The organism is Bartonella sp. DB5-6 (genome assembly GCF_000278115.1).
Lineage (GTDB): Bacteria > Pseudomonadota > Alphaproteobacteria > Rhizobiales > Rhizobiaceae > Bartonella > Bartonella refiksaydamii.
Genome location: NZ_JH725116.1, coordinates 101,949 through 126,291, shown reverse-complemented (window position 1 = coordinate 126,291; position 24,343 = coordinate 101,949). Strand labels below are relative to the sequence as shown.

The 24,343-nt window shown below is 39.0% G+C and carries 26 protein-coding genes; 10 read left to right on the top strand and 16 right to left on the bottom strand.

Features of this window, described 5'->3' with window-relative positions; all coding sequences use genetic code 11:
• Positions 1 to 33: 33 nt before the first annotated feature.
• From MCO_RS03275 to MCO_RS03240, 8 genes are all read left to right on the top strand, one after another.
• The gene (locus tag MCO_RS03275) at positions 34 to 453 is read left to right on the top strand and encodes a hypothetical protein (RefSeq protein ID WP_007552589.1); all 420 of its coding nucleotides are present in this window, start codon (positions 34 to 36) and stop codon (positions 451 to 453) included.
• Positions 450 to 992 (top strand): hypothetical protein, encoded by a 543-nt coding sequence (locus MCO_RS03270; RefSeq protein WP_007552470.1) that lies wholly within the window; start codon positions 450 to 452, stop codon positions 990 to 992. The genes MCO_RS03275 and MCO_RS03270 overlap by 4 nt, the downstream gene beginning before the upstream one ends.
• Positions 989 to 1,537, top strand: a complete 549-nt coding sequence (locus MCO_RS03265) for a hypothetical protein (protein WP_007552588.1) — start codon at positions 989 to 991, stop codon at positions 1,535 to 1,537. The genes MCO_RS03270 and MCO_RS03265 overlap by 4 nt, the downstream gene beginning before the upstream one ends.
• 73 nt (positions 1,538 to 1,610) lie before the next feature.
• Positions 1,611 to 2,366: an ERF family protein gene (locus MCO_RS03260; RefSeq protein WP_007552586.1), complete on the top strand. Its 756-nt coding sequence runs from the start codon at positions 1,611 to 1,613 to the stop codon at positions 2,364 to 2,366.
• A gap of 1 nt (position 2,367) precedes the next feature.
• Positions 2,368 to 2,991: a lambda exonuclease family protein gene (locus MCO_RS03255; protein ID WP_007552584.1), complete on the top strand. Its 624-nt coding sequence runs from the start codon at positions 2,368 to 2,370 to the stop codon at positions 2,989 to 2,991.
• A 68-nt stretch (positions 2,992 to 3,059) separates the two neighbouring features.
• Complete coding sequence (locus MCO_RS03250) at positions 3,060 to 3,548, top strand: DUF488 family protein (RefSeq protein WP_007552583.1); 489 nt, start codon at positions 3,060 to 3,062, stop codon at positions 3,546 to 3,548.
• A gap of 133 nt (positions 3,549 to 3,681) precedes the next feature.
• Entirely contained in the window at positions 3,682 to 3,900 is a 219-nt protein-coding gene (locus MCO_RS03245; protein ID WP_007552582.1) for a hypothetical protein, read from the top strand.
• Positions 3,901 to 3,906: 6 nt separating this feature from the next.
• Positions 3,907 to 4,944, top strand: coding sequence for a tyrosine-type recombinase/integrase (locus MCO_RS03240; protein WP_007552581.1), 1,038 nt, complete (start codon positions 3,907 to 3,909; stop codon positions 4,942 to 4,944).
• A gap of 357 nt (positions 4,945 to 5,301) precedes the next feature.
• On the opposite strand, the gene MCO_RS03235 is transcribed toward MCO_RS03240, so the two are convergent.
• A complete protein-coding gene (locus MCO_RS03235) occupies positions 5,302 to 6,399 on the bottom strand; it encodes a DUF6421 family protein (protein ID WP_007552580.1) in 1,098 nt (365 codons plus the stop codon).
• Between the two features lie 94 nt (positions 6,400 to 6,493).
• On the bottom strand, positions 6,494 to 6,838 hold the full coding sequence (locus MCO_RS10785; protein WP_245256834.1) for a hypothetical protein: 345 nt from the start codon (positions 6,836 to 6,838) through the stop codon (positions 6,494 to 6,496).
• 528 nt (positions 6,839 to 7,366) lie between these two features.
• On the opposite strand from MCO_RS10785, the gene MCO_RS11540 reads away from it, so the two are divergent.
• Entirely contained in the window at positions 7,367 to 7,480 is a 114-nt protein-coding gene (locus tag MCO_RS11540; RefSeq protein ID WP_155799336.1) for a transposase, read from the top strand.
• Positions 7,481 to 7,737: 257 nt separating this feature from the next.
• Here MCO_RS11540 and MCO_RS03225 read toward each other — a convergent pair whose 3' ends face one another.
• Positions 7,738 to 8,721 carry an RluA family pseudouridine synthase gene (locus MCO_RS03225; RefSeq protein WP_007552578.1) on the bottom strand — a complete coding sequence of 328 codons (984 nt, stop codon included), beginning with the start codon at positions 8,719 to 8,721 and terminating at the stop codon, positions 7,738 to 7,740.
• Positions 8,722 to 8,929: 208 nt separating this feature from the next.
• On the opposite strand from MCO_RS03225, the gene MCO_RS03220 reads away from it, so the two are divergent.
• Entirely contained in the window at positions 8,930 to 10,714 is a 1,785-nt protein-coding gene (locus MCO_RS03220; protein ID WP_007552577.1) for a glucan ABC transporter ATP-binding protein/ permease, read from the top strand.
• Positions 10,715 to 10,813: 99 nt separating this feature from the next.
• On the opposite strand, the gene alaS is transcribed toward MCO_RS03220, so the two are convergent.
• The 13 genes from alaS to rpsE all read right to left on the bottom strand — a co-directional run bounded on the left by alaS (position 10,814) and on the right by rpsE (position 24,278).
• On the bottom strand, positions 10,814 to 13,477 hold the full coding sequence (alaS, locus tag MCO_RS03215) for an alanine--tRNA ligase (protein ID WP_007552576.1): 2,664 nt from the start codon (positions 13,475 to 13,477) through the stop codon (positions 10,814 to 10,816).
• A 198-nt stretch (positions 13,478 to 13,675) separates the two neighbouring features.
• Positions 13,676 to 14,719 carry a recombinase RecA gene (gene recA / locus MCO_RS03210; protein WP_007552574.1) on the bottom strand — a complete coding sequence of 348 codons (1,044 nt, stop codon included), beginning with the start codon at positions 14,717 to 14,719 and terminating at the stop codon, positions 13,676 to 13,678.
• Positions 14,720 to 15,327: 608 nt separating this feature from the next.
• Positions 15,328 to 16,641, bottom strand: a complete 1,314-nt coding sequence (locus MCO_RS03205) for a replication-associated recombination protein A (RefSeq protein ID WP_040298768.1) — start codon at positions 16,639 to 16,641, stop codon at positions 15,328 to 15,330.
• A 7-nt stretch (positions 16,642 to 16,648) separates the two neighbouring features.
• On the bottom strand, positions 16,649 to 18,043 hold the full coding sequence (locus tag MCO_RS03200) for a DegQ family serine endoprotease (RefSeq protein WP_007552570.1): 1,395 nt from the start codon (positions 18,041 to 18,043) through the stop codon (positions 16,649 to 16,651).
• A 254-nt stretch (positions 18,044 to 18,297) separates the two neighbouring features.
• A complete protein-coding gene (gene rplQ, locus MCO_RS03195; protein WP_007552569.1) occupies positions 18,298 to 18,723 on the bottom strand; it encodes a 50S ribosomal protein L17 in 426 nt (141 codons plus the stop codon).
• 24 nt (positions 18,724 to 18,747) lie between these two features.
• Complete coding sequence (locus MCO_RS03190) at positions 18,748 to 19,761, bottom strand: DNA-directed RNA polymerase subunit alpha (RefSeq protein ID WP_007552568.1); 1,014 nt, start codon at positions 19,759 to 19,761, stop codon at positions 18,748 to 18,750.
• Between the two features lie 94 nt (positions 19,762 to 19,855).
• Positions 19,856 to 20,245: a 30S ribosomal protein S11 gene (rpsK, locus tag MCO_RS03185; RefSeq protein WP_007552567.1), complete on the bottom strand. Its 390-nt coding sequence runs from the start codon at positions 20,243 to 20,245 to the stop codon at positions 19,856 to 19,858.
• Between the two features lie 124 nt (positions 20,246 to 20,369).
• Positions 20,370 to 20,738, bottom strand: a complete 369-nt coding sequence (gene rpsM / locus MCO_RS03180; RefSeq protein WP_007552566.1) for a 30S ribosomal protein S13 — start codon at positions 20,736 to 20,738, stop codon at positions 20,370 to 20,372.
• 177 nt (positions 20,739 to 20,915) lie between these two features.
• Positions 20,916 to 21,494: an adenylate kinase gene (locus tag MCO_RS03175; protein ID WP_007552564.1), complete on the bottom strand. Its 579-nt coding sequence runs from the start codon at positions 21,492 to 21,494 to the stop codon at positions 20,916 to 20,918.
• On the bottom strand, positions 21,491 to 22,837 hold the full coding sequence (gene secY, locus MCO_RS03170) for a preprotein translocase subunit SecY (RefSeq protein ID WP_007552563.1): 1,347 nt from the start codon (positions 22,835 to 22,837) through the stop codon (positions 21,491 to 21,493). The genes MCO_RS03175 and secY overlap by 4 nt, the downstream gene beginning before the upstream one ends.
• Before the next feature lie 166 nt (positions 22,838 to 23,003).
• The gene (gene rplO, locus MCO_RS03165) at positions 23,004 to 23,471 is read right to left on the bottom strand and encodes a 50S ribosomal protein L15 (RefSeq protein ID WP_007552562.1); all 468 of its coding nucleotides are present in this window, start codon (positions 23,469 to 23,471) and stop codon (positions 23,004 to 23,006) included.
• 20 nt (positions 23,472 to 23,491) lie between these two features.
• Positions 23,492 to 23,698: a 50S ribosomal protein L30 gene (rpmD, locus tag MCO_RS03160; protein WP_007552561.1), complete on the bottom strand. Its 207-nt coding sequence runs from the start codon at positions 23,696 to 23,698 to the stop codon at positions 23,492 to 23,494.
• A gap of 31 nt (positions 23,699 to 23,729) precedes the next feature.
• Complete coding sequence (rpsE, locus tag MCO_RS03155; RefSeq protein ID WP_007552560.1) at positions 23,730 to 24,278, bottom strand: 30S ribosomal protein S5; 549 nt, start codon at positions 24,276 to 24,278, stop codon at positions 23,730 to 23,732.
• Positions 24,279 to 24,343 lie beyond the last annotated feature (65 nt).

Below are 24,343 nucleotides of genomic sequence, written 5' to 3'. Positions count from 1 at the left end.
CAAAGGCAGAGTCTAACTTAAAGGAGTAAAATCATGGAAAAGAAATACGAACTTACTGATGAAACAACCGAAGTTGATGGCAAAACTCTTCACCGCATTCGTGCACTGAGAGACTTTTCTGATGTCGAGAAAGGTGACCTAGGCGGTTATATAGAGCGTGAAGGCAATTTATCTCATGAAGACTCCTGTTGGATTTATCATAATGCTAAGGTTTATGGTAATGCACGGATTTATGGCAATGCCTCGATTTATGATGATGCAGAGATTTATGACAATGCTTTGGTTGGTGGTTATGTACTTGTGCACGATAATGCAAGGATTTACGGTGATGCTGGAATTTATGACAATGCAGAAGTGTATGGTGATGCAAAAGTTTACGGGGATGCGGTAGTTCGTCTTGGTGCACACGTTGGCGGCTATACCGCCATCTCAACTGGAGAAAAAACCAAATGAAAAAATACGAACTTACTGATGAAACAACAGAGGTTTATGGCAAAACTCTCCACCGCATTCGTGCATTAAGAGATTTTGGAAAAGTAAAAAAAGGTGATTTAGGAGGCTATATCGAAAAAGAAGACAACCTATCGCATCATGGTAATTGCTGGATTGGCGGTTATGCTTGTGTTTATGATGATGCTAAGGTTTACGAAAATGCACAAGTTTACGGTTATGCCGAGGTTTACGGTAATTCTCATATTTATGGACATGCAGAAGTTTTCAATGAACCACGTATTTACGGTCATGCAGAAGTTTACGGTGATGCATATATTTGCGGTGAACCTGAAATTTTTGATAATGCACAAATTTACGCAGAAGCACAAGTTTACGGTAGTGCACGCGTTTACGATAAGGCACAAGTTTACGGTAATGCACAAGTTTCCGATGATGCGCACATTTACGGTAATGTAAAAATTTACGGTAATGCAGATGTATGTTCGGACGAATGGATTGGCGGAGATAAGGTCATCTCAACTGGAGAAAAGACCAGATGAAAAAATACGAACTTACTGATGAAACAACGGAGGTTTATGGCAAAACTCTTCACCGCATTCGTGCATTACGAGACTTTAGAAATATTAAAAAAGGTGACCTAGGCGGTTTTATAGCAAAAGAAGACAACTTAAGTCATGAGGGTGACTGTTGGGTTTGGCATGATGCCGCGGTTTGTGATAACGCTAAGGTTTTTGGTAATGCACAGATATTCGAAAAATCAATAATTAGAGATAATGCCAAGGTTTATGATAGTGCCAAGGTTTGTGGTAATGCTGGTGTTGAATACAATGCGCAAATCTTCGGCAATGCACAAATTTATGACAATGCACATGTTTATGGTCTTGTTTATGATAATGCTCGTGTTTTTGGAAAAGCCGTTATATGTGAAAATGCACACATTTCTGGAGATATTAGAATTCAAGATAAAGTATATGTTTTCGATAATATAGATATTTCTGGTAATTTTGAAATTCGTGGAGAAACTTCAATCATCTCCAAAAGTGAATATTCAACAATCTATCCAAGCTACATAAGCCGTTTCTAACCGCATAAACAACTTTTAAACACAAGCGTGATTCACGCCACGGGTGAATTGTGCGCAAATGGAGGAAATCAAGATGAGTGAACAAAACACTAACCTAACAGAAGTTGAAGAAACACACCACTTAGCCGTCGAACAAACTGCTATGGAACGCATTTTAAACAGAGCCTTAGAAAATGACGTCGACATGGACCGCTTAGAGCGTCTTCTTGCTTTAAGAGAAAAAGAAATAGAACGGCAAAACTATCAAAGCTTTGTCTCTGATCTTTCCGCTATGCAAACGGAATATCAAAAGATTGAAAAAACTGCTAAGAATAACCATACAAACAGCAAATACGCTACGCTTGATCAGTATATTGATGCTGTAAAGGACACACTTGCAAAACACAACTTTGCTTTGTTTTCTCATATTAAGCATCAAACAGAAAAAAACATTACCATAGAAATGACACTGTCTCATCCTTCAGGCAAGGAAATCTCAACACAAGGAACATTTCCCATTGACGGTACAGGCTCTAAAAATAGCATACAATCCGTTGGTTCTACACTTACCTACGCACGAAGATACCTGTTAGGCATGCTTCTTAATGTAGCAAGCAAAGAAGACGATACAGATGGAAATATGCCGACTAAACCTGCTTTGCCGCGCCAGATCAATGAAATCAGAAGACTTATAGTACAAACGCAAACAGAAGAAGCAAAGATACTTTCTTATGCAAACGTTGAAAAGCTTGATGATATCTCTGATCAGAGCGCACAAACCGTTTTGCATCTTTTGAAAGATAAACAAAACAAGCAAATGGCACCAACACAACAACAAACGGCGGTGTGAGATGGAACAAAGAACAGCAGAATGGTTTCAAGCGCGCTTGGGTAAAGTCACCGCATCAAACATTTACAACATACTCAGTAAAACTACAAAAGGATTGCCTACAAGCAAATATGAGGACTACAAAATCAAACTCATAACAGAACGTTTAACAAGGGAAATAAGCCCCTATTATGAAACTGAAGATATGCGTTGGGGCGTTGAACATGAGGATGATGCCTTGAAAGAATATGCATTCATTTATGATGCCGATATAACAAAATGCGGGTTTATCCAACACCCCACAATAGAAATGGCGGGGGCTAGCCCTGATGGTCTTATTGGAGAAGATGGATTAATCGAAGTCAAATGCCCGAGATCAGTAAACCATATGCGCTTTTGTATAAGTGACGAAATCAAGCCTGAATATCACGCACAAATGCAATTCCAAATGGCTTGTACAGGACGAAAGTGGTGTGATTTTGTAAGCTATGACTCACGTTTTGCGGGAGCATCATTTAATTTGCGCATGAAAGTCAAGCGTGTTCACCGTGATGAGAAACAAATTGAACAGATTAATAAAACTGTTGAAGCCTTTTTAGCAGAAATAGATCAAGACATGAAGCAAATCTTGACAAAAGCTGCTTAACCTTATGGGGGTGTTTTGTTCCACGCATATCTACGAGCACCCCCACCCATTTACTAAGGAAATTAAACGTGTGTAACATCAAACATATTATCATACAGCCTGCTAAAGATGAGGAATTTTGTTTTTTTACCATTGGCTATGAAGGTAGGTCCCTTGAGAATTATCTTAAGAGTCTCATAGAAAACAATATCAAAACTTTATGTGATGTTCGTAAAAATCCAATAAGTAGAAAACGCGGATTTTCAAAAAGACAATTAGAGCAAGCTGTAAGCAACATTGATATTGAATATATGCATATGCCTGAACTTGGAATTGCTTCTGAAAAACGAAGAAATTTGAAAACACAAAAAGATTATGACCGCCTTTTTGAAGATTATCAAAATACAACTCTCAAGAATAATTCTTGTGCAATAAATAAATTATATCAAATTTTTTTAAATAAAAAGCGTGTTGCAATCACCTGTTTTGAAGCCAATGTATGCATGTGCCATAGAGGACAACTCGCATTAGCTCTTACTCAATTGCCTGATTGGAAATATGAAATTGAACACATCTAAAAAATAAACTTACAAACTTTTTACATATGGGGGTGCTCTCTCCTCCCAGCACCCCCGCCCTTTCATAACAACTTTTAAGTAATGCGTGATTCACGCCACACGTGAATTGCATCTAAATGTAAGGAGAAAAAACATGGCGCCACGCCCTGCTACTATAACGCAATCAGCCATTGCACGCGCTTTAAGAGAAGCTAAAAAACAAGGATGTGAACTCGTAGAAATCAAACCTACCGGTGAACTGCTTATCTATCTTAAATCCGATATCCCAATACCAAATTCAGTTAACCACCCAGACAAACTTTTAGATTTGTCAAAGAATGAATATTACGAAACCGCACTCTCTAAGATGTAAAATACCATGCCTAAACCACGCCCCCCTCATCTTGTCAAAGAAGTCACACGCCATGGTAAAATTATATGGTATGTACGTATTGGTCATGGACCACGTATTAGAATACGCGGCACCTATGGAACGCAAGAGTTTGTTGATAACTACAAAAGCGCACTTGCCGAGTTACAAGGGCTTATACTTCCTAAATCAAAAACTGGTAAACTTGTTGAAGGGTCATTTGCATGGCTACTTAAACAATACTTTAACAGCTCCAATTGGCATAACCTTGCTAAAGCTACAAAGAAACAAAATCAACTCATTCTTATAAAGGTGTGCGATGCAATAGGAAATATTCCATATCAAGCAATCGAGAAAAAACATATCATAGCCGGTGTTGAGAGGCGTAAAGAAACACCAGCAATGGCTAGGAATTTTCTGAAGGCACTTAATGGTCTTTTTAATTGGGCGATTGATCAAGGACTTTTGGAAAGTAATCCAACTTTAGGCGTTAAAAAACCTCCACTTAAAAATAAAGAGGGATTTCCTGTTTGGACAGAAGAAGATGTTGAGAAATATTATCAAAAATGGGCTCTAGGAACCCATGAACGTGTCTGGATTGATGTTCTTCTTTACACGGGTTTGCGTCGTGGTGATGCCGTACGAATTGGTTGGAAAGATGTGAAAGATAATATCATTCATCTTAAGACAGAGAAAAGTAAATTCCAAACAGATGTTTTTCTACCAATTTTGCCTGAACTAGCCGAAACCCTTAAAATTGGTCCTATTGGAAATGAAACATTCATTTGTGGTAGACGTGGAAACAAAATACCCAAAGAAAGCTTCGGGGTTTTATTTTACAAAGCATGCAATGAAGCGGGTATAAAAAAATCAGCACATGGTTTGAGAAAATTAGCAGCAACACGCGCCGCTAATTCCGGTGCAACAGTTTCACAATTGAAAGCACTTTTTGGATGGACAGACGACAACATGGCATCTCTTTATACAAAGAGTGCAGATCGTAAAAAACTTGCTCTTGAATCGATAAAAAAGCTCCAAAAAAGTTAGGGATAGGAGCAAAAAAACGTAATAGAATCAATAACCGCCCAATCCCTTACATTAAGCATAATTATTTGATTTTATTTGTACTGTATTCGCCAAAGCTGCATACAAAATACAGCGAGAATCCTAATACTGATAGAATTAAAAAAGAAGGCATCATTGCAAGCAATGGTAATGATCTTAAAACGGCTTTCTCACGAAATACTACGATCAACCATAAAGCTGCAGCAGTAGCACATAACCTAAGTCCAACTGCATGCATTACCGGTATACTGTTAACCAAATTCTTAGATAATAACCAACTTATGGAAAACAACACTAGAATAGTAAAAGTAAAGAATAATAACCGTCCTTTTAAAAAACTCAATGATTTAATCCTCCAATCACTCGCCGTGCATAATATGATGTTGAAAAATCAAATCGTGACTTTGGAGTTTTCGGCTTCCCAAGGTTATTTTGGATATAATCTTTAGCACCTGCTAAATAAGCGTCATCATCCAATGCTTCAAATGCTTCTATATCTACGATTATCAATGGTATTACTTCTTTAAGACGCTCCAAATCAAATTGAAGATAAGCTCGCCCTGTTTCAATCAATGCTTTGTTACGCATCAATATTTCAAAAAGTAAGATACCTGTACCAGCATCAAACGTCATATGCCGGTCAGAACCTTTTGGATAACGAAATATGCGTTCTAATAGGACAAACTCAGATATTTCTTTCCAAAACTTTGGACGATTTTGTAGCATAATACGCACTGTAATTAAGTCCACTTTAATTTCTTCTAGAAGACCTGCAAACCAATTTAATTTTATATACAGATTCTTATCTAATGGCCGCGGTCCAGTATGGTGTGCATAGTCATGATAATAGCCCCACAAACAACGAACATCATAAACGTCATCTTTAGATAAGCTACGACTACTCAATTGGCCAAATAGGAATTTACTATCTCGACCGAGTAAACGTTCAGCTTCTACGATTGTCTGCTCATTGTAAATATCAAAGAATTTGCTGAAAAAAAACAAAGCAAATGCTTGCTTATCAATTTTCTTAGCAGTAGCCACAGATTCTGGGAATAGAACAAGACAATTTCCTTCTAAAAATCCCCTTGACGTTATTCCCATTTTTATACATTGAAACGGTAATACATAATTCTTTGTATATTCTGAGTCCTCTGCAAGATAGGGTGTTTCATGACGGTAGCCTGTAACTAATTCTAGCCGAAATCCTTCTGGATCAGGCCCATTCGTAGCACGCATTGGAGCTAAAAAAAATAGAGGAGAATCTGGTAATGGCGCTTTGAATGCAGCCAAAGTGTTATCAAGTTTTGGGGGAGTATTTAAACCGCTGAGCATCCACTGATTAAAATCATCAGAAGTGGTAGCTAAAAGCTCCGGAGATAATCCGTCAATAATATCTGCATGACGGTTCAACAGAGTGATCAATTCATTGATCATATCACCATCTGCTGAAATTGGTTATTTAATACTACCATCTAGTTCTTGGCGTACACGAAGTTTGTCAACCAGGTTAACAATAGAAAGAAGTGTTTCAGATTGCTTCATGATGAGCTGACTTTAGTGAGTGGAGCAAGAAGGCCATTGGCACTTGCCCAAATTTTTTGACAATATTCAGCTCGTAGCGCTTTGCAGCAACCAACGTCGTGATACAAGCATCTGCTCTTTCAGCTTTACAAAGAACCGCTGCGTCAGCATTGCTGTTGGCAAATATTTTGTCATATTGATGTGCCACCAGAGATTGTGGGGCAGGATGAGTAGCTACAGTTTTAATTTCATCAGAGTTATTGCGTTTAGCTAAGACCATAGGATGAGTAGGCCTGATAAAGCTATCAAATAATTGCATATCACCTAAACGTGTGAATATAAGTGTATGCAAATCGGGGTAAGCAGCACCACTCAGGAGATAACCATCTTTTTTCTGAGCAAGTTCATTAAAGGCTTCTTCAAGAGTTGCGTATAAGATAATATGCGATTTTGAATCAGCAGGAGAGATATTTAAACTATGATTGTCAAACCACTATTGAGCCGCAGCTTCACAATTAGTATCCGCAGGGTCAAGTGTATAGATAAAAACATTATTTTCAGGTTGCACGATCTCTATTCTTTCAATTATGTGACTAAATTACTAAAATATGTAGAATAGAATCAACCACAATGAATCGAGCTTTCATTGATTATAATACTTCAAATTAGTATTTTAAATAATATATGAATGCAAATTTAAAGTATAATTCGTCCTTAACAAAAAATATAAAAATTGGAGCTATGCTTTCCTCTTTCGAGGAAGCATTTATTTCCGTTGGCTTATTATATTGATCAAATTATATACCCACCTAAATTAGCAATATCTACAGTCGTCAACAGATTTAAAAGATGTTTTTAGCAGAACGCTAAAGCCGAAAAAATGCTTATCACTCAAAGAAAGTTACGGAATAATACCTCTTGGTCATCATCCTACGTTGCTAGTAGCTGTGGAGGCACACCAATTGACATTATTCGTCAATATATCCTACAATAAAATACACTTGGTGTATGAAATTTACATGCCTTATATCCCCTTAAACAACAATATTTTTTGGGCATAATAGGATAAAGAAACTGTAGAAAAAATTGTAAATGATATGTGCCAGATTTATCACTAAAAATACAATTCTTGAACAATGATCACTTATTAAGGCTCTCCCCATAACAAATGATCTCTGTAACGCTTTATCAAATCTACAAAATTGCACAAATCAAAAAGAAAAAACGACAAAAATCCTTATTCGATTCTACCTATTCTGTCTCACCATCATGCTCATCAAAAGCCAAAAGATTAAAACTTTGTACCATATGGGGTGGTAAGGGTGCTACAATATCCAACACCCCTCCTGAAGGATGAGGGATACGAATACGGCGCGCATGAAGGTGAAGACGGTTTTGAATTCCTCCCAGTAATGCCCAATTACTATCAGAAAAAAAATATTTTGAATCACCAATGATAGGATGATCCATATGGGCGGCATGCACACGTAGCTGATGTGTTCTCCCTGTATAGGGTTCCATTTCAAGCCACGAAAGAGCCCTCCCCCTAGTATCTAAAACGCGATAGTAAGAAACCGCATGGTTAGAATCTGGCTCTCCATGTTCACAAACACGCATTTTATCACCTTGCGCAGTGATATCCTTAACCATCCATGTTGAAATCTTATCCTGCTTTTTTTTAGGTACTCCCCGAACCAATGCCCAATAAGTCTTTTTCGTTTCCCGCTCTCTAAAAGCAGCCGTCAATGCCTGCGCAGCACTCCTAGATCGCGCAACGATGAGGACGCCAGATGTTTCACGATCAAGGCGGTGAACCAAACGTGGTTTTTCGCCTTTCTTATTGCGCCATGCCTCAAGCATGCTATCCACGTGGCGCGTCAAGCCAGAGCCACCTTGTACAGCTAACCCCGCAGGCTTATTAAAAACAAAAACCTTTGGATCTTCATAGAGGAGCATTTTTTTCAAAACAGTTTCATCATCCTGTCCACGAAGTGTTTTATCCGTTATAGGAAAGCTTTCCTTATCATCAACAGGGAAAGGTGGAACACGCACAGCCTGTCCCATGAGAAGACGCGTATCCGTTTTAACACGTCCACCATCAACTCGTATCTGTCCAGAACGAAGCAACTTTTGTAAATATCCAAATCCAACTCTTGGATAATGCACTTTAAACCAGCGATCCAAGCGCATTCCATTTTCATCTACTTCGACCTGTTTTATTTCGACGCCTACCATAACCCTTTCCTTACCAGACAATTTTCTTGGCCCTTTTTATGCCTTAAACACAAAAATCCATACCCTATAGAATTGGTTTTATCACACCATATTACAATCAGTATCTAAAATTGCATTTTCTTACTGATAAAATTTTATTAACTCAAAACTTAGTGATTATCAGAACTGTAACCTTTATACTTATGATAACTATTGGAGATAATGCCCTGTGTCCTTATTCAAAACCTATGCACGTGTTCTTACCTACCTAAACAGAGAAAAAAATACATCTCTTTTAATCTGTTCAGCAAATATTATATTGGCTATTATCACCATTGCAGAACCTATTTTATTTGGACGCGTCATTGACGCTATCGCAGAAAAATCAGGTATTGTTTTAACCATCACCATTTGGGTATGTTTTGGACTTTCACATATTATTGCTTACGTCCTTGTAGCTCGCAGTGCGGATCGCTTAGCACATAGACGTCGCATAACTGTTTTAGCGGAATCCTTTGAGCGTATCATTGCTATGCCTTTAATATGGCATCAACAACGAGGAACTTCTAACTCTCTCCACACACTCTTGCGCGCCGTAGATTCTATGTCAACCATATGGCTTGATTTTATGCGTCAACATCTCTCAACTCTTGTCGCTTTATTCATTCTTATCCCCATAGCTTTTAACATGAATTGGCGTCTTTCAACAGTCTTGGTTGTACTCGCCATCATTTATGTACTGATTGCACGTTTAGTAATGCAAAAAACAAAAGACGGACAAGCCGCTGTAGAAAGCTACCATCATAATCTTTTTAAACATGTAAGTGATTCAATCTCTAACGTTTCCATTGTACAAAGCTACAACCGAGTAAAAGAAGAAACTTCCACATTACATCAGCATACAAACAATCTTCTTAAAGCACAAAATCCTGTTCTCAATTGGTGGGCTCTTGCAAGTGGCTTAAACCGAATGGCCTCAACTATTTCAATAGTTTGTGTTCTTCTGCTTGGAGCTTTTTTTGTAGCAAAAAGCCAATTACGTGTAGGTGAGGTAGTCGCCTTCGTCGGATTTGCGCAATTAATGATTAGCCGTCTGGATCAAATGAGCAGTTTTATTAATTTAACCGTATCCTCACAAGCAAAACTACAAGAATTCTTTGCAATGGAAGACTCAACCTTTCATATCAATGAACCTGAAAATCTACCTTCCCTTCAAAATGTTAAAGGTGCCATAGAATTTCATCACGTTACCTATAAATTCCCAAATTCTTCTCAAGGTGTTTTTGACATCTCCTTTGAGGTTAAAGCAGGACAAACTGTTGCAATTGTAGGACCAACAGGTGCTGGCAAGACAACATTAATCAATTTGCTGCAGCGTATGTACGATCCTACATTTGGACATATCTCCATTGACGGAATAAATATACGCTCTGTTAATCGCGAATCTTTACGCAAATCTTTAGCAACAGTATTTCAAGACTCTGGACTTTTTAATCGAACTATTCACGACAACATCTCGGTAGGACGGGCAACCGCAACGGATGAGGAACTTTATGAAGCGGCCAAAATAGCAGCTGCCCATGATTTTATCCTAACAAAAACCGATCGTTATGACACAATGGTCGGCGAACGGGGGTCTCAATTGTCAGGTGGAGAAAGACAACGTTTAGCAATTGCACGTGCTGTTTTAAAAAATGCCCCCATCCTTATTCTAGATGAAGCAACAAGTGCCCTTGATGTTGAAACGGAAGCACACGTTAAAGATGCTCTTGATTGCATAAGTCACAACCGCACCATTTTTATTATAGCACATCGCCTTTCAACAATACGCAATGCTGATGTTGTGCTTTTTCTAGAACATGGTCATTTAATTGAAAAAGGAAGCTTTCAAGAGCTGATCAATAAAGGTGGGCGCTTCTATAAACTATTACAAGCCAGCGGTTTAACAATCGAGCAACCAGTGATAGGAAAAGATAAAAACGTATTCCCATTGCATGAAACCATTGCATCATAGAATGAGCACTCTCTCTTTAAGAAAGATCCTATCTAAATTACAAACTTTACTCTCTTTAAAAAATCTCGAAGCGAAGCAACACAAATAACCAACAAAAAATTATCCCTCAAGAAAAGCTTTTAATGCCGCAAGTGCCTCACCAGCCTTATTCCCATCAGGTCCACCAGCCTGCGCCATATCAGGACGACCACCACCACCTTTACCTCCAAGGATACCTGAAACAACACGAACGAGATCAACAGCATTCAATCTATGAATTAAATCACCTGTAATACCAACAACAACACTCCCCTTACCATCCTCTGAAACACTGATGAAAGTGACAACACCAGATCCAATTTGCTTCTTTCCAGAATCCACTAATGCTTTGAGATCCCGCGGTAAAATGTTTCCAACAACACGTCCCATAAAAGAAATGCCATTGATGATGGTAACATCTTCTTGACCACTCTTCATGCCTCCACTGTCCAGAGCAATTTTCTTGCGTGCATCATTTAACTCTTTTTCAAATTTACGACGATCATCAAGTAAAATACGGACACGTTCTTCCACATCAGTCGGAGAAATTTTTAAAAGGTCAGCAATTTCATGAATTCGCTCATCTTGGCGGTTCAGATGGAGGCGTGCGGCTGTACCTGTTAAAGCTTCGATACGACGAACTCCAGCAGCTACAGAACTTTCAGAAACTATATGGATCAAACCGATATCCCCTGTTCTCTTCACATGTGTGCCACCACAAAGCTCAATTGACCAATTCCTCTTTAACTCTCCCTGCTCAAGCTGGTTTCCCATGGAAACAACGCGAACTTCATCACCATATCTTTCACCAAATAACGCCATTGCCCCTTCAGAAATTGCATCATCAACGAGCATAAGGCGAGTTTTTACCTCACTATTTTGCAAAACAATATCGTTCGCTAAATCTGCTATCTTTTTCAGTTCTTCTGAAGAAACAGGTTTTGGATGAGAAAAATCAAAACGTAACCGATCTGGCAATACAAGAGAGCCCTTCTGTGCAACATGGGATCCCAATGTTTGGCGTAAAGCTTCGTGTAATAAATGGGTAGCAGAATGATTTGCACGAATTTTCTTACGACGAACAATATCAACGGTTAATTCTAAACAATCAGACGTTTTTGCCTGACCAGACTTCACTTCTCCAATATGGATAAAAACACCATCACCTTTTCTCTGAGTATCATGCACCTCAAAAACAAAACTTTCATGAGAAATGATACCGCTATCACCAATCTGCCCACCAGATTCACCATAAAAAGGTGTCTGATTCACAACAAGAATAGCTTTCTGCCCTAAAGAAATATGATCAACTATTGTTCCGTCATACACAATAGCTGTAAGAATACCTTTAGCTGTTTCGGTTTCATAACCTAAAAATTCTGTGCCCCCCACTTTTTCACGAATAGAAAACCAGATCTTTTCCGTAACGGCCTCTCCAGAACCAGACCAATTGGCACGTGCTTTCTCTTTTTGACGTTCCATCGCCTTATTAAAAACGTCAACGTTAACAGATATTCCGCGACTTCGAAGTGCATCTTGCGTCAAATCAAGCGGAAAACCATAGGTATCATAAAGCTTGAAAGCAACTTCACCATTCAAATAATCTCCTTCTTTAAGAGCAGTACTTGCTTCATTCAACAACTCCAATCCCCGTTCAAGCGTTTTACGAAAACGCGTTTCTTCTAACTTTAAAGTTTCTGCAATCAAAGATTCAGCACGCACTAATTCAGGATAAGCTTGTCCCATTTCATGAATTAAAGCAGGCAAAAGTCGCCACATTAAAGGTTCTTTAGTACCAAGGAGATGCGCATGACGCATAGCACGACGCATAATACGACGTAAAACATACCCCCGTCCTTCATTGGAGGGAAGAACACCATCAGCAATCAAAAATGCACATGAACGAAGATGATCAGCAATCACGCGATGGCTCGCAACAAAATTACCCGTTGCCTCAATCCCTGTTATTTCTTGGGATGCACCAATTAATGCACGAAAAAGATCAATATCATAATTATCATGAACACCCTGTAAAACAGCTGCAATACGCTCTAACCCCATGCCCGTGTCAATAGAAGGATGAGGCAACTCAACACGCTCTTCCTTAGCAACCTGCTCATACTGCATGAAGACAAGATTCCAAATTTCAATAAAGCGATCACCATCTTCATCCGCACTTCCAGGCGGTCCTCCAAAAATTCCATCGCCATGGTCATAAAAAATCTCTGAACAAGGACCACAAGGCCCCGTATCTCCCATCGCCCAAAAATTATCAGACGTCGCAATACGAACAATTTTTTCATCAGGAAGACCTGAAATTTTACGCCATAACTCAGCAGCTACATCATCACTTTGATAAACTGTCACCAACAACTTCTCTTTTGGAAGACAAAATTCTTTTGTTAAAAGATTCCATGATAAAAAAATGGCTTCTTCTTTAAAATAGTCACCAAAAGAAAAATTACCTAACATTTCAAAAAATGTATGATGGCGTGCCGTATAGCCAACATTATCAAGATCATTATGCTTTCCACCGGCACGCACACATTTTTGCGCCGTTGCCACCTGCTTATAAGAACGCTGTTCAAGTCCAGTAAAAACATTTTTAAACTGCACCATTCCTGCATTTGTAAACATGAGTGTAGGATCATTACGCGGAACAAGAGGGCTAGAAGAAAGAATTTTATGCCCATTGAGATGAAAATAATCTAGGAAAGTTGACCGTATACTATTAACACTATTCATATCGTCACCTGTAGAGTACAGCGCAAAACCATATAAGCAAAATTCCCCTCCATTAAATATCCTCTTTTCTATACGTAGAGTTAATTTAATCAAAGAGTGGTTTTTTGTTCAAAGAAATTTAGAAAAGCGGTCTCAATATTTTAAAACACTAACAAATAAAAAAATAAATGACGTCCGCATATTCAGATAAGCATTCCATCAAATTTCTTCATCGTTTTCTATATTTTCTGCCCCTACATTTTCTAACAATTCAATCGCAATTAAACCAGCATTTTGCCGCAAAGCTGTCTCGATTTCTGTAGCTATTTCCGCGTGATCACGTAAAAACTGCTTTGCATTTTCTCGTCCCTGCCCTAAACGCTGAGAATTATAAGAAAACCATGCACCAGATTTTTCCACAACACCAACTTTGACGCCCAAATCAATTAACTCACCTACTTTGGAAATGCCTTCACCATAAATAATATCAAATTCAACTTGCTTAAACGGAGGAGCCAATTTATTTTTGACGACTTTAACACGTGTCTGATTACCAACGATCATATCCCGATCTTTAATAGATCCAATACGACGAATATCTAAACGAACAGAAGCATAAAACTTTAAAGCGTTTCCGCCTGTTGTCGTTTCAGGAGAACCAAACATGACGCCAATTTTCATGCGAATTTGATTAATAAAGATAACCATACAGTTAGAACGAAAAATTGCTGCTGTTAGTTTTCGCAATGCTTTACTCATTAACCGAGCTTGCAGCCCAGGTAAAGCATCACCCATTTCACCATCAATTTCCGCCCGTGGTGTCAAAGCCGCTACGGAATCAACAACGAGTACATCAACAGCACCAGAACGAACCAACGTTTCTGTAATTTCCAATGCTTGTTCGCCAGTATCGGGTTGAGAAATAAACAAATTTTCTAAATCAACACCAAGCTTACGCGCATAAATAGGATCAAGAGCATGCTCCGCATCAATAAAAGCACAAATCCCACCAATTTTTTGTGCCTCAGCAATAGCATGAAGAGCTAATGTTGTTTTTCCAGAACTTTCTGGTCCATAAATCTCAACAATACGCCCCTTCGGTAATCCACCAACACCCAAAGCAATATCCAAGGATAATGAGCCCGTTGGAATTGTTTCAATTTCAACAACCTGCTCTTTTTGCCCAAGACGCATAATTGAGCCTTTACCAAAAGAACGTTCAATTTGTGAGAGAGCAGCATCGAGAGCTTTTGTTTTATCCACGATTATATCCTTGACAGATTCATAACAACTAAACACCCAGTGTACACTGTTATTTTAACTTAACTAAAGTCTTGAGTTTCAATTTTCACAGACTATTTCCATTTTTAACCTCCCATTGTGTCGACAACAGATCATTATCATAATAGAAAGATTTGATATTCCTTATTTTATGATAAAAAACCTCCATGCTAAGAAAAGAAACTTGGCACATTTATATCCCTCCTCCAGAAAAGAAACAATTTAAATTTAACATGGTACTTTATATACAGCCTTTATGTTACTTCTCAAACGCTTAAGAGATCATATCTCTTAAGCTAATCTCCAACTATTGATAACCCCAAAATTCCTCATCAATCAAAACCACAATACATCGCATACAACTGAAACCACAAATACAAAGCAACACACGAATTATAGCTAGACAAATATTTATTGAATTTGGGTTTTAAGGGTATATAAATTCTTATGTGAAAAGAAAAATTTTTCACTCTATGAAAAATAATAAGCGTTTAAGACATATCCTAGTCTATTAATGCAATTATAGTCACATAACTGTGTAAAATAAGTTTAAGATCCATAAAAATCCTGTCCTAATCAAAGTTTCATTTTTAATTGGCTCGTTTTTTGCGCAATTTTTCCCACCACTCAAGACGCTTCATAATTTCTCGCTCAAAACCACGTTCTCGTGGTTGATAATAGCTCTGGCGCCCAAGTTTTTCAGGAAAATATTCCTGTCCAGAAAAAGCATCTGGTTCATCATGGTCATAACGATAACCATGCCCATACCCTTCTTCCTTCATAAACTTCGTAGGTGCATTCAAAATGTGCCTAGGAGGAGGTAAAGAACCATTTTTGCGTGCACAATGCATAGCTGCCTTATACGCGAGATATGTCGCATTTGATTTTGGCGCAGTTGCAACATAAAGACATGCTTGTGCTAAAGCCAATTCTCCCTCAGGTGATCCTAAATAATCATAAGCATCTTTTGCCGCATTACAAATGACAAGAGCTTGAGGATCTGCCAAACCAATATCTTCAACAGCCATACGAACCAATCTTCGCCCAATATAGAGAGGATCTTCCCCCGCATCAAACATACGCGCCAAATAATAAAGAGCAGCATCAGGATCAGACCCACGAACTGATTTATGTAACGCTGAAACGAGATTATAGTGCCCCTCTTGTCCTTTATCATAAATTGGAGCACGACGCTGAATGATTTTTTGCAAAGCAACAGCATCAAATATCTCTCCTTGTCGAGCAGCACACCAAACTTCCTCAGCCAATGTTAACGCTGCCCGCGCATCACCATCAGACATCCTTATCAAAACATTTCTGGCATCATCGTCCAAGGGAAGAAGTTTTCCTTCCACTTCTTCTACACGTTTCAAAAGTTTACTCAAACTTTCATTGTTATGGGGAAGAAACGTCAAAACACGTGCACGAGAAAGAAGAGCAGCATTAAGTTCAAATGAGGGATTTTCTGTTGTTGCGCCGATAAGAATGACCGTACCGTCTTCCATAACGGGAAGAAAACTATCCTGCTGAGCACGATTAAATCTATGAATTTCATCGACAAACAAAACCGTTCTCCGCCCAGACATAAAACGAGTTCGAGCACTTTCAAAAATCTTTTTAAGTTCAGCAACTCCAGTAAAAATAGCAGAAACTTGCTCAAAAGAGAAATTTGTTTCAAGCGCTAACAAGCGCGCAACTGTTGTTTTTCCTGTCCCTGGTGGTCCCCAGAAAATCATCGAACCAAATGAACCAGCTGCTATCATGCGTGAAAGCAATCCCTCCTCCCCAACTAAATGATCTTGTCCTATTACATCACAAAAAGAGCGAGGACGCATTCTCTCAGCAAGCGGCCGATTTTTATTAACTTGGAAATCAAGCGACGAAGTAAAAAAATCTTTATTCAAAAAAACCTCAGCGAATAAATTGGCGAATATACATACCATCACGTTCATATTCCAATTGCCAAATACGCGGACGACCTTGCACAAGAATCTTTTTCAACTGACTAACTGTTTGAATTTTGTAGCCATTAACAACACGCAAAATATCTCCTGGACGAAAAATTCCAGCAGCATTGCTCATTTCGTCAAGATTGGTAATCACAACACCTTTTGCAGATGCTGGAAGATGAAAACGTCGACTATTTTGCGGTGTTAAATCCAATACTTCAGCACCAGAAAGAGGACCTTCACCAATAATTTTTTCAGATTTTAAGAATTCAGATTCCGGTATTGATAAAACGATTATTTCTGTTTTGAAAGTTTCGCCATTTCGTAAATATTCTAAAGGAAGGTTCTGCCCCATGCTTGCTGTCATTAAACGATATCCAAGACTATCTGGGCTATCAATTCGTACCCCTTGCATACTTAAAATAACATCGCCTACTTTCAAACCAGCTTTTTCAGCAGGACTATCTTTGCTAATTTCAATGATAAGAGCACCATAGGGACGCTCTAAACCTAAACCACCTGCAATATCAGGCGTAACATTTTGAAAAGATGCACCAATATAAGGTGGTACAAAATACTTTCCACCATGCTTAACGGTATCAAGCATTACCTTCACAAGATTCGCCGGAATAGCAAAACCAATCCCTACAGAACCACCCGAACGCGAATAAATAGCTGTATTAATCCCGATTAATTGCCCTTTCATATCAATCAAAGCCCCACCAGAATTCCCTGGATTAATAGCAGCATCTGTCTGAATAAAAAAGTCAAAATCAGAAATACCAACACGTGTACGTGCTTGCGCTGACACAATACCACTTGTAACGGTTTGACCAACACCAAAAGGATTACCAATTGCTAAAACAAGATCACCAACTTCAACCTCATCGGAATCTCCTAAAAGAAGAACAGGAAACTGCGCACCTTTTGCATCAATTTCAAGCACGGCAATATCCGTTGCTTCATCTTTTAGCATAACCTTACTCTCAAATTCTCGTCCATCAGAGAGAGCAACTTTAATTTCGTTTGCATCCTTAATGACATGATAATTCGTAACGATCAAACCACGTGCATCAACAATCACCCCAGATCCTAATGAAGATTGCTTACGTACAGGCAGATTATTTTGAAAACGACCAAAAAACTGCTCAAAAAATGGATCACCTTCAAAAGGTGAACGCGCTCTAATTTGCCGAGCTGCATAAATATTTACAACAGATGGAATAGATTTTTTAACTAAAGGAGCAAATGAAAGAGTAATTTCTGACTGTGTTTGCGGAATTTTGGCAAATGCGCAAGAAAATGACATTTGCGCTATAATCACAAAAAAAAGCCCAACAAAAAGAGAATTCTTCATTATTCACTCCTTATAAACTAATCTACTCTTTAAGAGGACAGCCACCTCTCTTCTCCCATAAATTAAAGATCCCCATTAATATTTATACTTGAGAATAAAAACAACCTATTTGAACAATAAATATTATAAAAAACAAATAATTCAATATTTTATATCCTCATTTTTACTTTTATCACTTGAATAAAGTCTACTCTGTAATGCTAACAAAAAAACCGCCCTAAGAGGCGGCTTTCTCAAACACAACGAAAAAAATATTAAGACGACGCTTTTTCATTTACAGCATCTTCTGCACGCGCACGATCTACAGCACCTTTCGCATCGATATCTCGATCAACAAATTCTATAACAGCCATGGGAGCATTATCACCTGTACGAAACCCCGCTTTCATAATACGCAAGTATCCACCGTTTCGCGATGCATAACGCGGAGCAAGCGTATCAAATAATTTTGCAACTTTCCCTGCATCACGAAGTGCAGAAACCGCTTGTCGACGCGCATGCAATCCCCCACGTTTACCAAGAGTAACTAACTTTTCAACGATAGGACGAATTTCCTTAGCCTTTGGAAGCGTCGTCACAATTTGTTCATGCTCTATCAGCGAAACCGCCATATTTGCAAACATCGCCTTACGGTGACTAGCAGTTCGGTTCAATTTGCGACCTGAGTTACTATGGCGCATGAGCCTTCTCCTTAAATTCTAACTTTAATACTGATCTTCATAGCGTTTAGCAAGATCATCGATGTTCTCAGGAGGCCATGCAGGAATTTCCATACCAAGATGCAGCCCCATACATGCCAAAACTTCCTTAATTTCATTTAACGACTTTCGCCCAAAATTTGGTGTCCGAAGCATTTCAGATTCCGTTTTCTGAATAAGATCACCAATATAGACAATATTATCATTTTTAAGACAATTTGCAGAACGAACTGAAAGTTCTAGCTCATCCACTTTTTTGAGCAACGCAGGATTAAAAGCAAGCTCTGAATCAGACTCTTCAACAATTTCTTTCTGTGGCTCCTCAAAGTTGACAAATAATGATAATTGATCCTGAAGAATACGTGCAGCAAAAGCAACAGCATCCTCTCCATTAACAGCACCATTTGTTTCAATCGTGAGTGTCAATTTATCATAATCCAACACTTGACCTTCGCGTGTATTTTCTACTTTATAGGAGACTTTACGAATTGGTGAATAAAGACTATCAACTGGAATAAGACCTATTGGCGCATCATCGACATAATTACGATCAGATGGAACATAACCTTTTCCTGTATTAACAATAAATTCCATACGAATCTCAGAACCTTCATCAAGAGTACAAATAACGTGCTCTGGATTCAGGATTACCATATCCCCAACAGTACTTATATCCCCAGCCCTTACAACACTAGGACCCTCTTTACAAAGAACAAGGCGTTTAGGCCCCTCTTCTTCCATACGAAGTGCGATTTCTTTGATATTTAAAATAATATCTGTAACATCCTCACGCACACCTGGAATTGATGAAAATTCGTGCAACACACCATCAATTTGCACAGCAGTAACCGCAGCACCACGAAGAGAAGACAATAATACACGACGAAGTGCATTCCCTAACGTTAAACCAAAACCACGTTCAAGAGGCTCCGCAATCACACTCAAAACGTTTGGATTATCATGTGCGAAAAACTCAACCTTATTAGGTTTAATCAGTTCCTGCCAGTTTTTCTGGATCATATTTTTATTCCCGTTCTTTAGTTCCGCTACCATTCAATCACAACGGACAATGTGAACATCAGAGAAACCTCTGACAACGAAAAAACAACACCAATTAAACACGCCGTCTTTTTCGGGGGCGGCATCCATTATGAGGAATTGGCGTTACATCACGAATGGAAGTAATGACAAAACCAACAGATTGCAAAGCACGCAAAGCAGACTCACGACCTGATCCAGGACCACAAACCTCAACTTCCAAAGAACGCATACCATGCTCCTGCGCTTTTCTAGCACAATCTTCAGCAGCAACCTGAGCCGCAAAAGGCGTAGACTTACGCGATCCTTTAAATCCCTGAGCACCAGCAGACGACCACGCAATTGTGTTTCCCTGAGCATCAGCAATGGTAATCATTGTATTGTTAAATGTTGAATTGATATGCACAACACCTGATGATATATTTTTGCGCTCGCGACGACGAACCCGTGTGGCTTCCTTGGCCATAGTTTTCCTTTCAACGATCTCTTCACTGCCGTAACACCAGCAGCTCCACCCTCTTTATTCTTGTTAAAAAAATTAACAAAAAACAGAATATCTAAAAAATAAAACTCTATAAAAATAAAGAATATTATTTCTTCTTTCCAGCGATTGCCTTAGCAGGCCCCTTACGCGTACGTGCATTTGTATGCGTACGTTGTCCACGAACAGGCAAAGAACGGCGGTGACGCAAACCACGATAACAACCAAGATCCATTAAACGCTTAACATTCATCGCAACCTCACGGCGAAGATCTCCCTCAACTTGATAGCCTTGATCTATCGCCTCACGAATTTGCAACACCTCTGCATCCGAAAGCTCATGGACACGACACCCTATGGGAATGCCAACCTTCTTAGTAATTTCTTGAGCAAATTTCGGTCCAATCCCGTGAATATACTGAAGCGCAATAATTACACGCTTATTTGTCGGGATATTGACGCCAGCAATACGAGCCACGCCTACTCTCCTTGGTTATGTTGATAATTAACCATAAAATACTTGATGTACCTTACAGAAAAAAGACTCGGCACAAATACACCCCGAATCCAATTACTTTACTGAAATAAACTGAGGCTTTTTCTGATAGATTTCACCGAAAAAGTCAACACTTTTCATCTATTTCTAAAAAAAATCTTATTGAAAAGACTTTTTAATTACATCTGATATCTCACTAATACCAATCATTCCATCAATCACCTTTAATAATCCCTTCTCTGAATAAAATTTTGATAAGGGAGCTGTTTTTTCACGATATTCTACTAATCGCTTCGCAAAGGCAACAGGATTATCATCTAAACGAACGTGCCCACCAGTAGCTATTGTTTCCTCAACACGTTTCTTCATTCTTTCAATCAACGCATCTTCATCAACACTTAGTTCGATAACAGCATCAAGCTGCATATTTTTCGACTGCAAAATCTGCTGCAATGCTTCTGCCTGCCCCACAGTCCGCGGATACCCATCCAAGACAAAACCATTTATACAATCACTTGCGTCAATTCGTTCTGATACAATTTGATTAACAATACTATCAGGAACTAAAGCACCAGAACTCATAACAGCTTTAGCTTTTTTGCCAACTTCCGTTTCTTTGGCAATAACTTCACGTAACATATCACCCGTCGATAACTGAGGGATATTATACTCCTCAGTCAACATTTTAGCTTGTGTGCCTTTTCCAGCTCCAGGAGGTCCTAAAAGAACAACTCTCATCGATTCCTTCTACCTCCACGAAGTTTTGACTTTTTAATCAATCCTTCATATTGGTGAGCAACAAGATGCCCTTGGATTTGAGCAACTGTATCAAGCGTAACAGTAACGACAATCAACAAAGACGTCCCCCCAAGATAAAAAGGAACCTGTAGTGCAGATATCATAAACTCAGGTAATAAACAAACCAAAATAATATAAACCGCTCCCACAACAGTAATGCGCGTCAAAACATAATCAATATACTCAGCTGTACGTTCACCAGGGCGAATTCCTGGAATAAAACCAGAATGCTTTTTCAACTGATCCGCCGTATCACTTGGATTAAACACAATAGCTGTATAAAAAAAGCAAAAAAAGGCCATTAAAATAGCATAGACAATCATGTAAAGTGGCTGTCCATGACCAAGAGAATAAGAAATAGCCTGAACCCATTGCGGCATTTTATCAGAAAAATTATTAATAGTTGCAGGCAATAACAGCAAAGATGAAGCAAAAATTGGTGGAATAACGCCAGCAGTATTCAGTTTTAAAGGGAGATGCGACATGTCTCCTTGAAACATCTGATTACCAACTTGACGTTTCGGATACTGAATAAGAATCCGACGTTGTGCACGCTCTACAAAAACAATAATTCCTATAACAGAAACCGCAATAAGAACGATCCCTATTAACAAAAAAGTTGATAAATCAGCCTGACTATGAGCAGTCAAAAGTTGAGCAAAAGTAGAAGGGAGATTAGCTACAATACCTGTAAAAATAATAAGAGAAACCCCATTACCAACACCACGTGATGTAATTTGCTCGCCAAGCCACATTAAAAACATCGTTCCACCAACAAGTGTAATAACAGAAGAAATACGGAACATAAACCCAGGCTCCACAACAATTTGAAGCCCTGTCCCTATACCTGTTTCAAGCGCAACCGCAATACCAAACGCTTGCAGAATTGCTAAAACTACTGTTACGTAGCGTGTATACTGATTAATAATCTTACGACCTAATTCACCCTCTTTTTTAAGAGTTTCTAACGAAGGGATAACTGAAGTTAGCAATTGCACAATAATTGATGCCGATATATAAGGCATAATTCCCAGTGCAAAAATTGCCATACGCCCAACAGCTCCTCCAGCAAACATATTAAACAACCCCAAAACACCAGAAGCATGATGTTCAAATGTTTGACGCAAAGAATCAATATTAATACCAGGAAGAGATATATAAGTACCAAAACGATAAACAAGAAGCGCAGCTAAGGTAAACCAAATACGTTTTTTCAATTCGGTTGCACGTGAAAAAGTTCCAAAGTTTATATTGGAAGCAAACTGCTCTGCCGCTGACGCCATAAAACCTCTCCAATCTCCACTTTAGTTCTTTAAATCACAAGAGTATAACTCCAGAAATCCCTGTCGTCATACATAAATAAATACAAAACTTAAATAATTCTCCATAAAAACATCCTCAAACGAAGCATAAAAAACTGCTCAGGATATCATTCATGTTAAAATAAGCTCACCGAACAGTCTCAGGAAGAATAACCTGACCACCAGCTTTTTCAATCTTAATACGAGCAGCATCAGAAACACCAGAAACATGAACTATAATCTTTACTTTCAATTCACCATCAGCAAGAATACGTACACCATCCCTCATACGACGAATAATACCAGCCTCTTTCAGTGCAACAATATCAACAGGTTTTTCAACATTCAACTTACCCGCATCAACTGCTAATTGAATACGCCTCAGCGAAACTTCGTTATAGTTCTTAGCAAAAAAATTTTTAAATCCACGCTTTGGTAAACGACGATAGATAGGCATTTGCCCACCTTCAAAACCATTAAGCGAAACACCAGAACGTGAATTCTGCCCCTTTACACCACGACCAGCAGTTTTACCGGTACCAGAACCAATACCACGCCCAACACGTTTACGATCTTTCGTTGCACCTTCACAATCGCGCAGCTCATTGAGTTTCATATTCTATACTCCCGCAACCGTTAATCTTTATCTATAACGTGAACAAGATGCCGAACCTTAGCAATCATACCCCGCACACAAAGCGTATCCTCTAAAACACGCCGCCGCCGCATTTTATTCAACCCGAGCCCCTTCAAAGTTGCACGCTGAATCCGCGAATTCCGAATTGGGCTACCAATTTGTTCTACCGTTACAGTTTTGCTACTCTGAGATTTTTTTTGAACCATTTCCTAATTCCTTTTCTGATAATCTCAGAAACTAGCCTTCCACATCAACTAAATGCTTACGACGTGCCTGCAAAGTTGAATATTTTATACCGCGTTGAGCCGCAATATCTCTAGGATGCATTTGATGCATTAAGGCATCAAATGTTGCACGCACCATGTTATACGGATTTGACGATCCTAATGATTTTGCCACAACATCCTGCATACCAAGAGTTTCAAAAATAGCGCGCATCGGCCCACCAGCAATAATACCTGTACCAGCTGAGGCAGAACGCAATAAAACACGACCAGCCCCATGACGACCTTCAAGATCATGATGCAATGTACGTCCAGACCGAAGCGGAACATAAATCATTGCACGCTTTGCAGCTTCTGTAGCCTTACGAACCGCTTCTGGCACTTCACGCGCCTTACCATGACCAAAGCCCACACGCCCTTTTTGATCCCCAACAACAACAAGAGCCGCAAAACCAAAACGCCGCCCACCTTTCACAACTTTAGCAACACGATTGATATGAACAAGTCTATCGACAAATTCACTATCACGCTCATCTCGCTCACCACGTTCTTTATGTGCCATTCCTCATTCCTTCTTCTTTTCCGGAAGCACGCTAAAAAAGTTCCATCATCAAACCAAAGGAACTC

Bases quoted from the DNA above. Each gene is read 5' to 3' on its own strand.
- MCO_RS03175 (WP_007552564.1), bottom strand. From the start codon at position 21,494: ATGAGAGTTGTTCTTTTAGGACCTCCTGGAGCTGGAAAAGGCACACAA.
- MCO_RS03265 (WP_007552588.1), top strand. From the start codon at position 989: ATGAAAAAATACGAACTTACTGATGAAACAACGGAGGTTTATGGCAAA.
- MCO_RS03240 (WP_007552581.1), top strand. From the start codon at position 3,907: ATGCCTAAACCACGCCCCCCTCATCTTGTCAAAGAAGTCACACGCCAT.
- MCO_RS03260 (WP_007552586.1), top strand. From the start codon at position 1,611: ATGAGTGAACAAAACACTAACCTAACAGAAGTTGAAGAAACACACCAC.
- rplO (WP_007552562.1), bottom strand. From the start codon at position 23,471: ATGAAACTCAATGAGCTGCGCGATTGTGAAGGTGCAACGAAAGATCGT.
- MCO_RS11540 (WP_155799336.1), top strand. From the start codon at position 7,367: ATGCTTATCACTCAAAGAAAGTTACGGAATAATACCTCTTGGTCATCA.
- MCO_RS03245 (WP_007552582.1), top strand. From the start codon at position 3,682: ATGGCGCCACGCCCTGCTACTATAACGCAATCAGCCATTGCACGCGCT.
- rpsK (WP_007552567.1), bottom strand. From the start codon at position 20,245: ATGGCCAAGGAAGCCACACGGGTTCGTCGTCGCGAGCGCAAAAATATA.
- secY (WP_007552563.1), bottom strand. From the start codon at position 22,837: ATGGCGTCAGCGGCAGAGCAGTTTGCTTCCAATATAAACTTTGGAACT.
- MCO_RS03270 (WP_007552470.1), top strand. From the start codon at position 450: ATGAAAAAATACGAACTTACTGATGAAACAACAGAGGTTTATGGCAAA.
- MCO_RS03190 (WP_007552568.1), bottom strand. From the start codon at position 19,761: ATGATCCAGAAAAACTGGCAGGAACTGATTAAACCTAATAAGGTTGAG.
- MCO_RS03225 (WP_007552578.1), bottom strand. From the start codon at position 8,721: ATGGTAGGCGTCGAAATAAAACAGGTCGAAGTAGATGAAAATGGAATG.
- alaS (WP_007552576.1), bottom strand. From the start codon at position 13,477: ATGAATAGTGTTAATAGTATACGGTCAACTTTCCTAGATTATTTTCAT.
- rpsE (WP_007552560.1), bottom strand. From the start codon at position 24,278: ATGGCACATAAAGAACGTGGTGAGCGAGATGAGCGTGATAGTGAATTT.
- MCO_RS03275 (WP_007552589.1), top strand. From the start codon at position 34: ATGGAAAAGAAATACGAACTTACTGATGAAACAACCGAAGTTGATGGC.
- MCO_RS03200 (WP_007552570.1), bottom strand. From the start codon at position 18,043: ATGAAGAATTCTCTTTTTGTTGGGCTTTTTTTTGTGATTATAGCGCAA.
- rpmD (WP_007552561.1), bottom strand. From the start codon at position 23,698: ATGGTTCAAAAAAAATCTCAGAGTAGCAAAACTGTAACGGTAGAACAA.
- MCO_RS03255 (WP_007552584.1), top strand. From the start codon at position 2,368: ATGGAACAAAGAACAGCAGAATGGTTTCAAGCGCGCTTGGGTAAAGTC.
- rplQ (WP_007552569.1), bottom strand. From the start codon at position 18,723: ATGCGCCATAGTAACTCAGGTCGCAAATTGAACCGAACTGCTAGTCAC.
- MCO_RS03235 (WP_007552580.1), bottom strand. From the start codon at position 6,399: ATGATCAATGAATTGATCACTCTGTTGAACCGTCATGCAGATATTATT.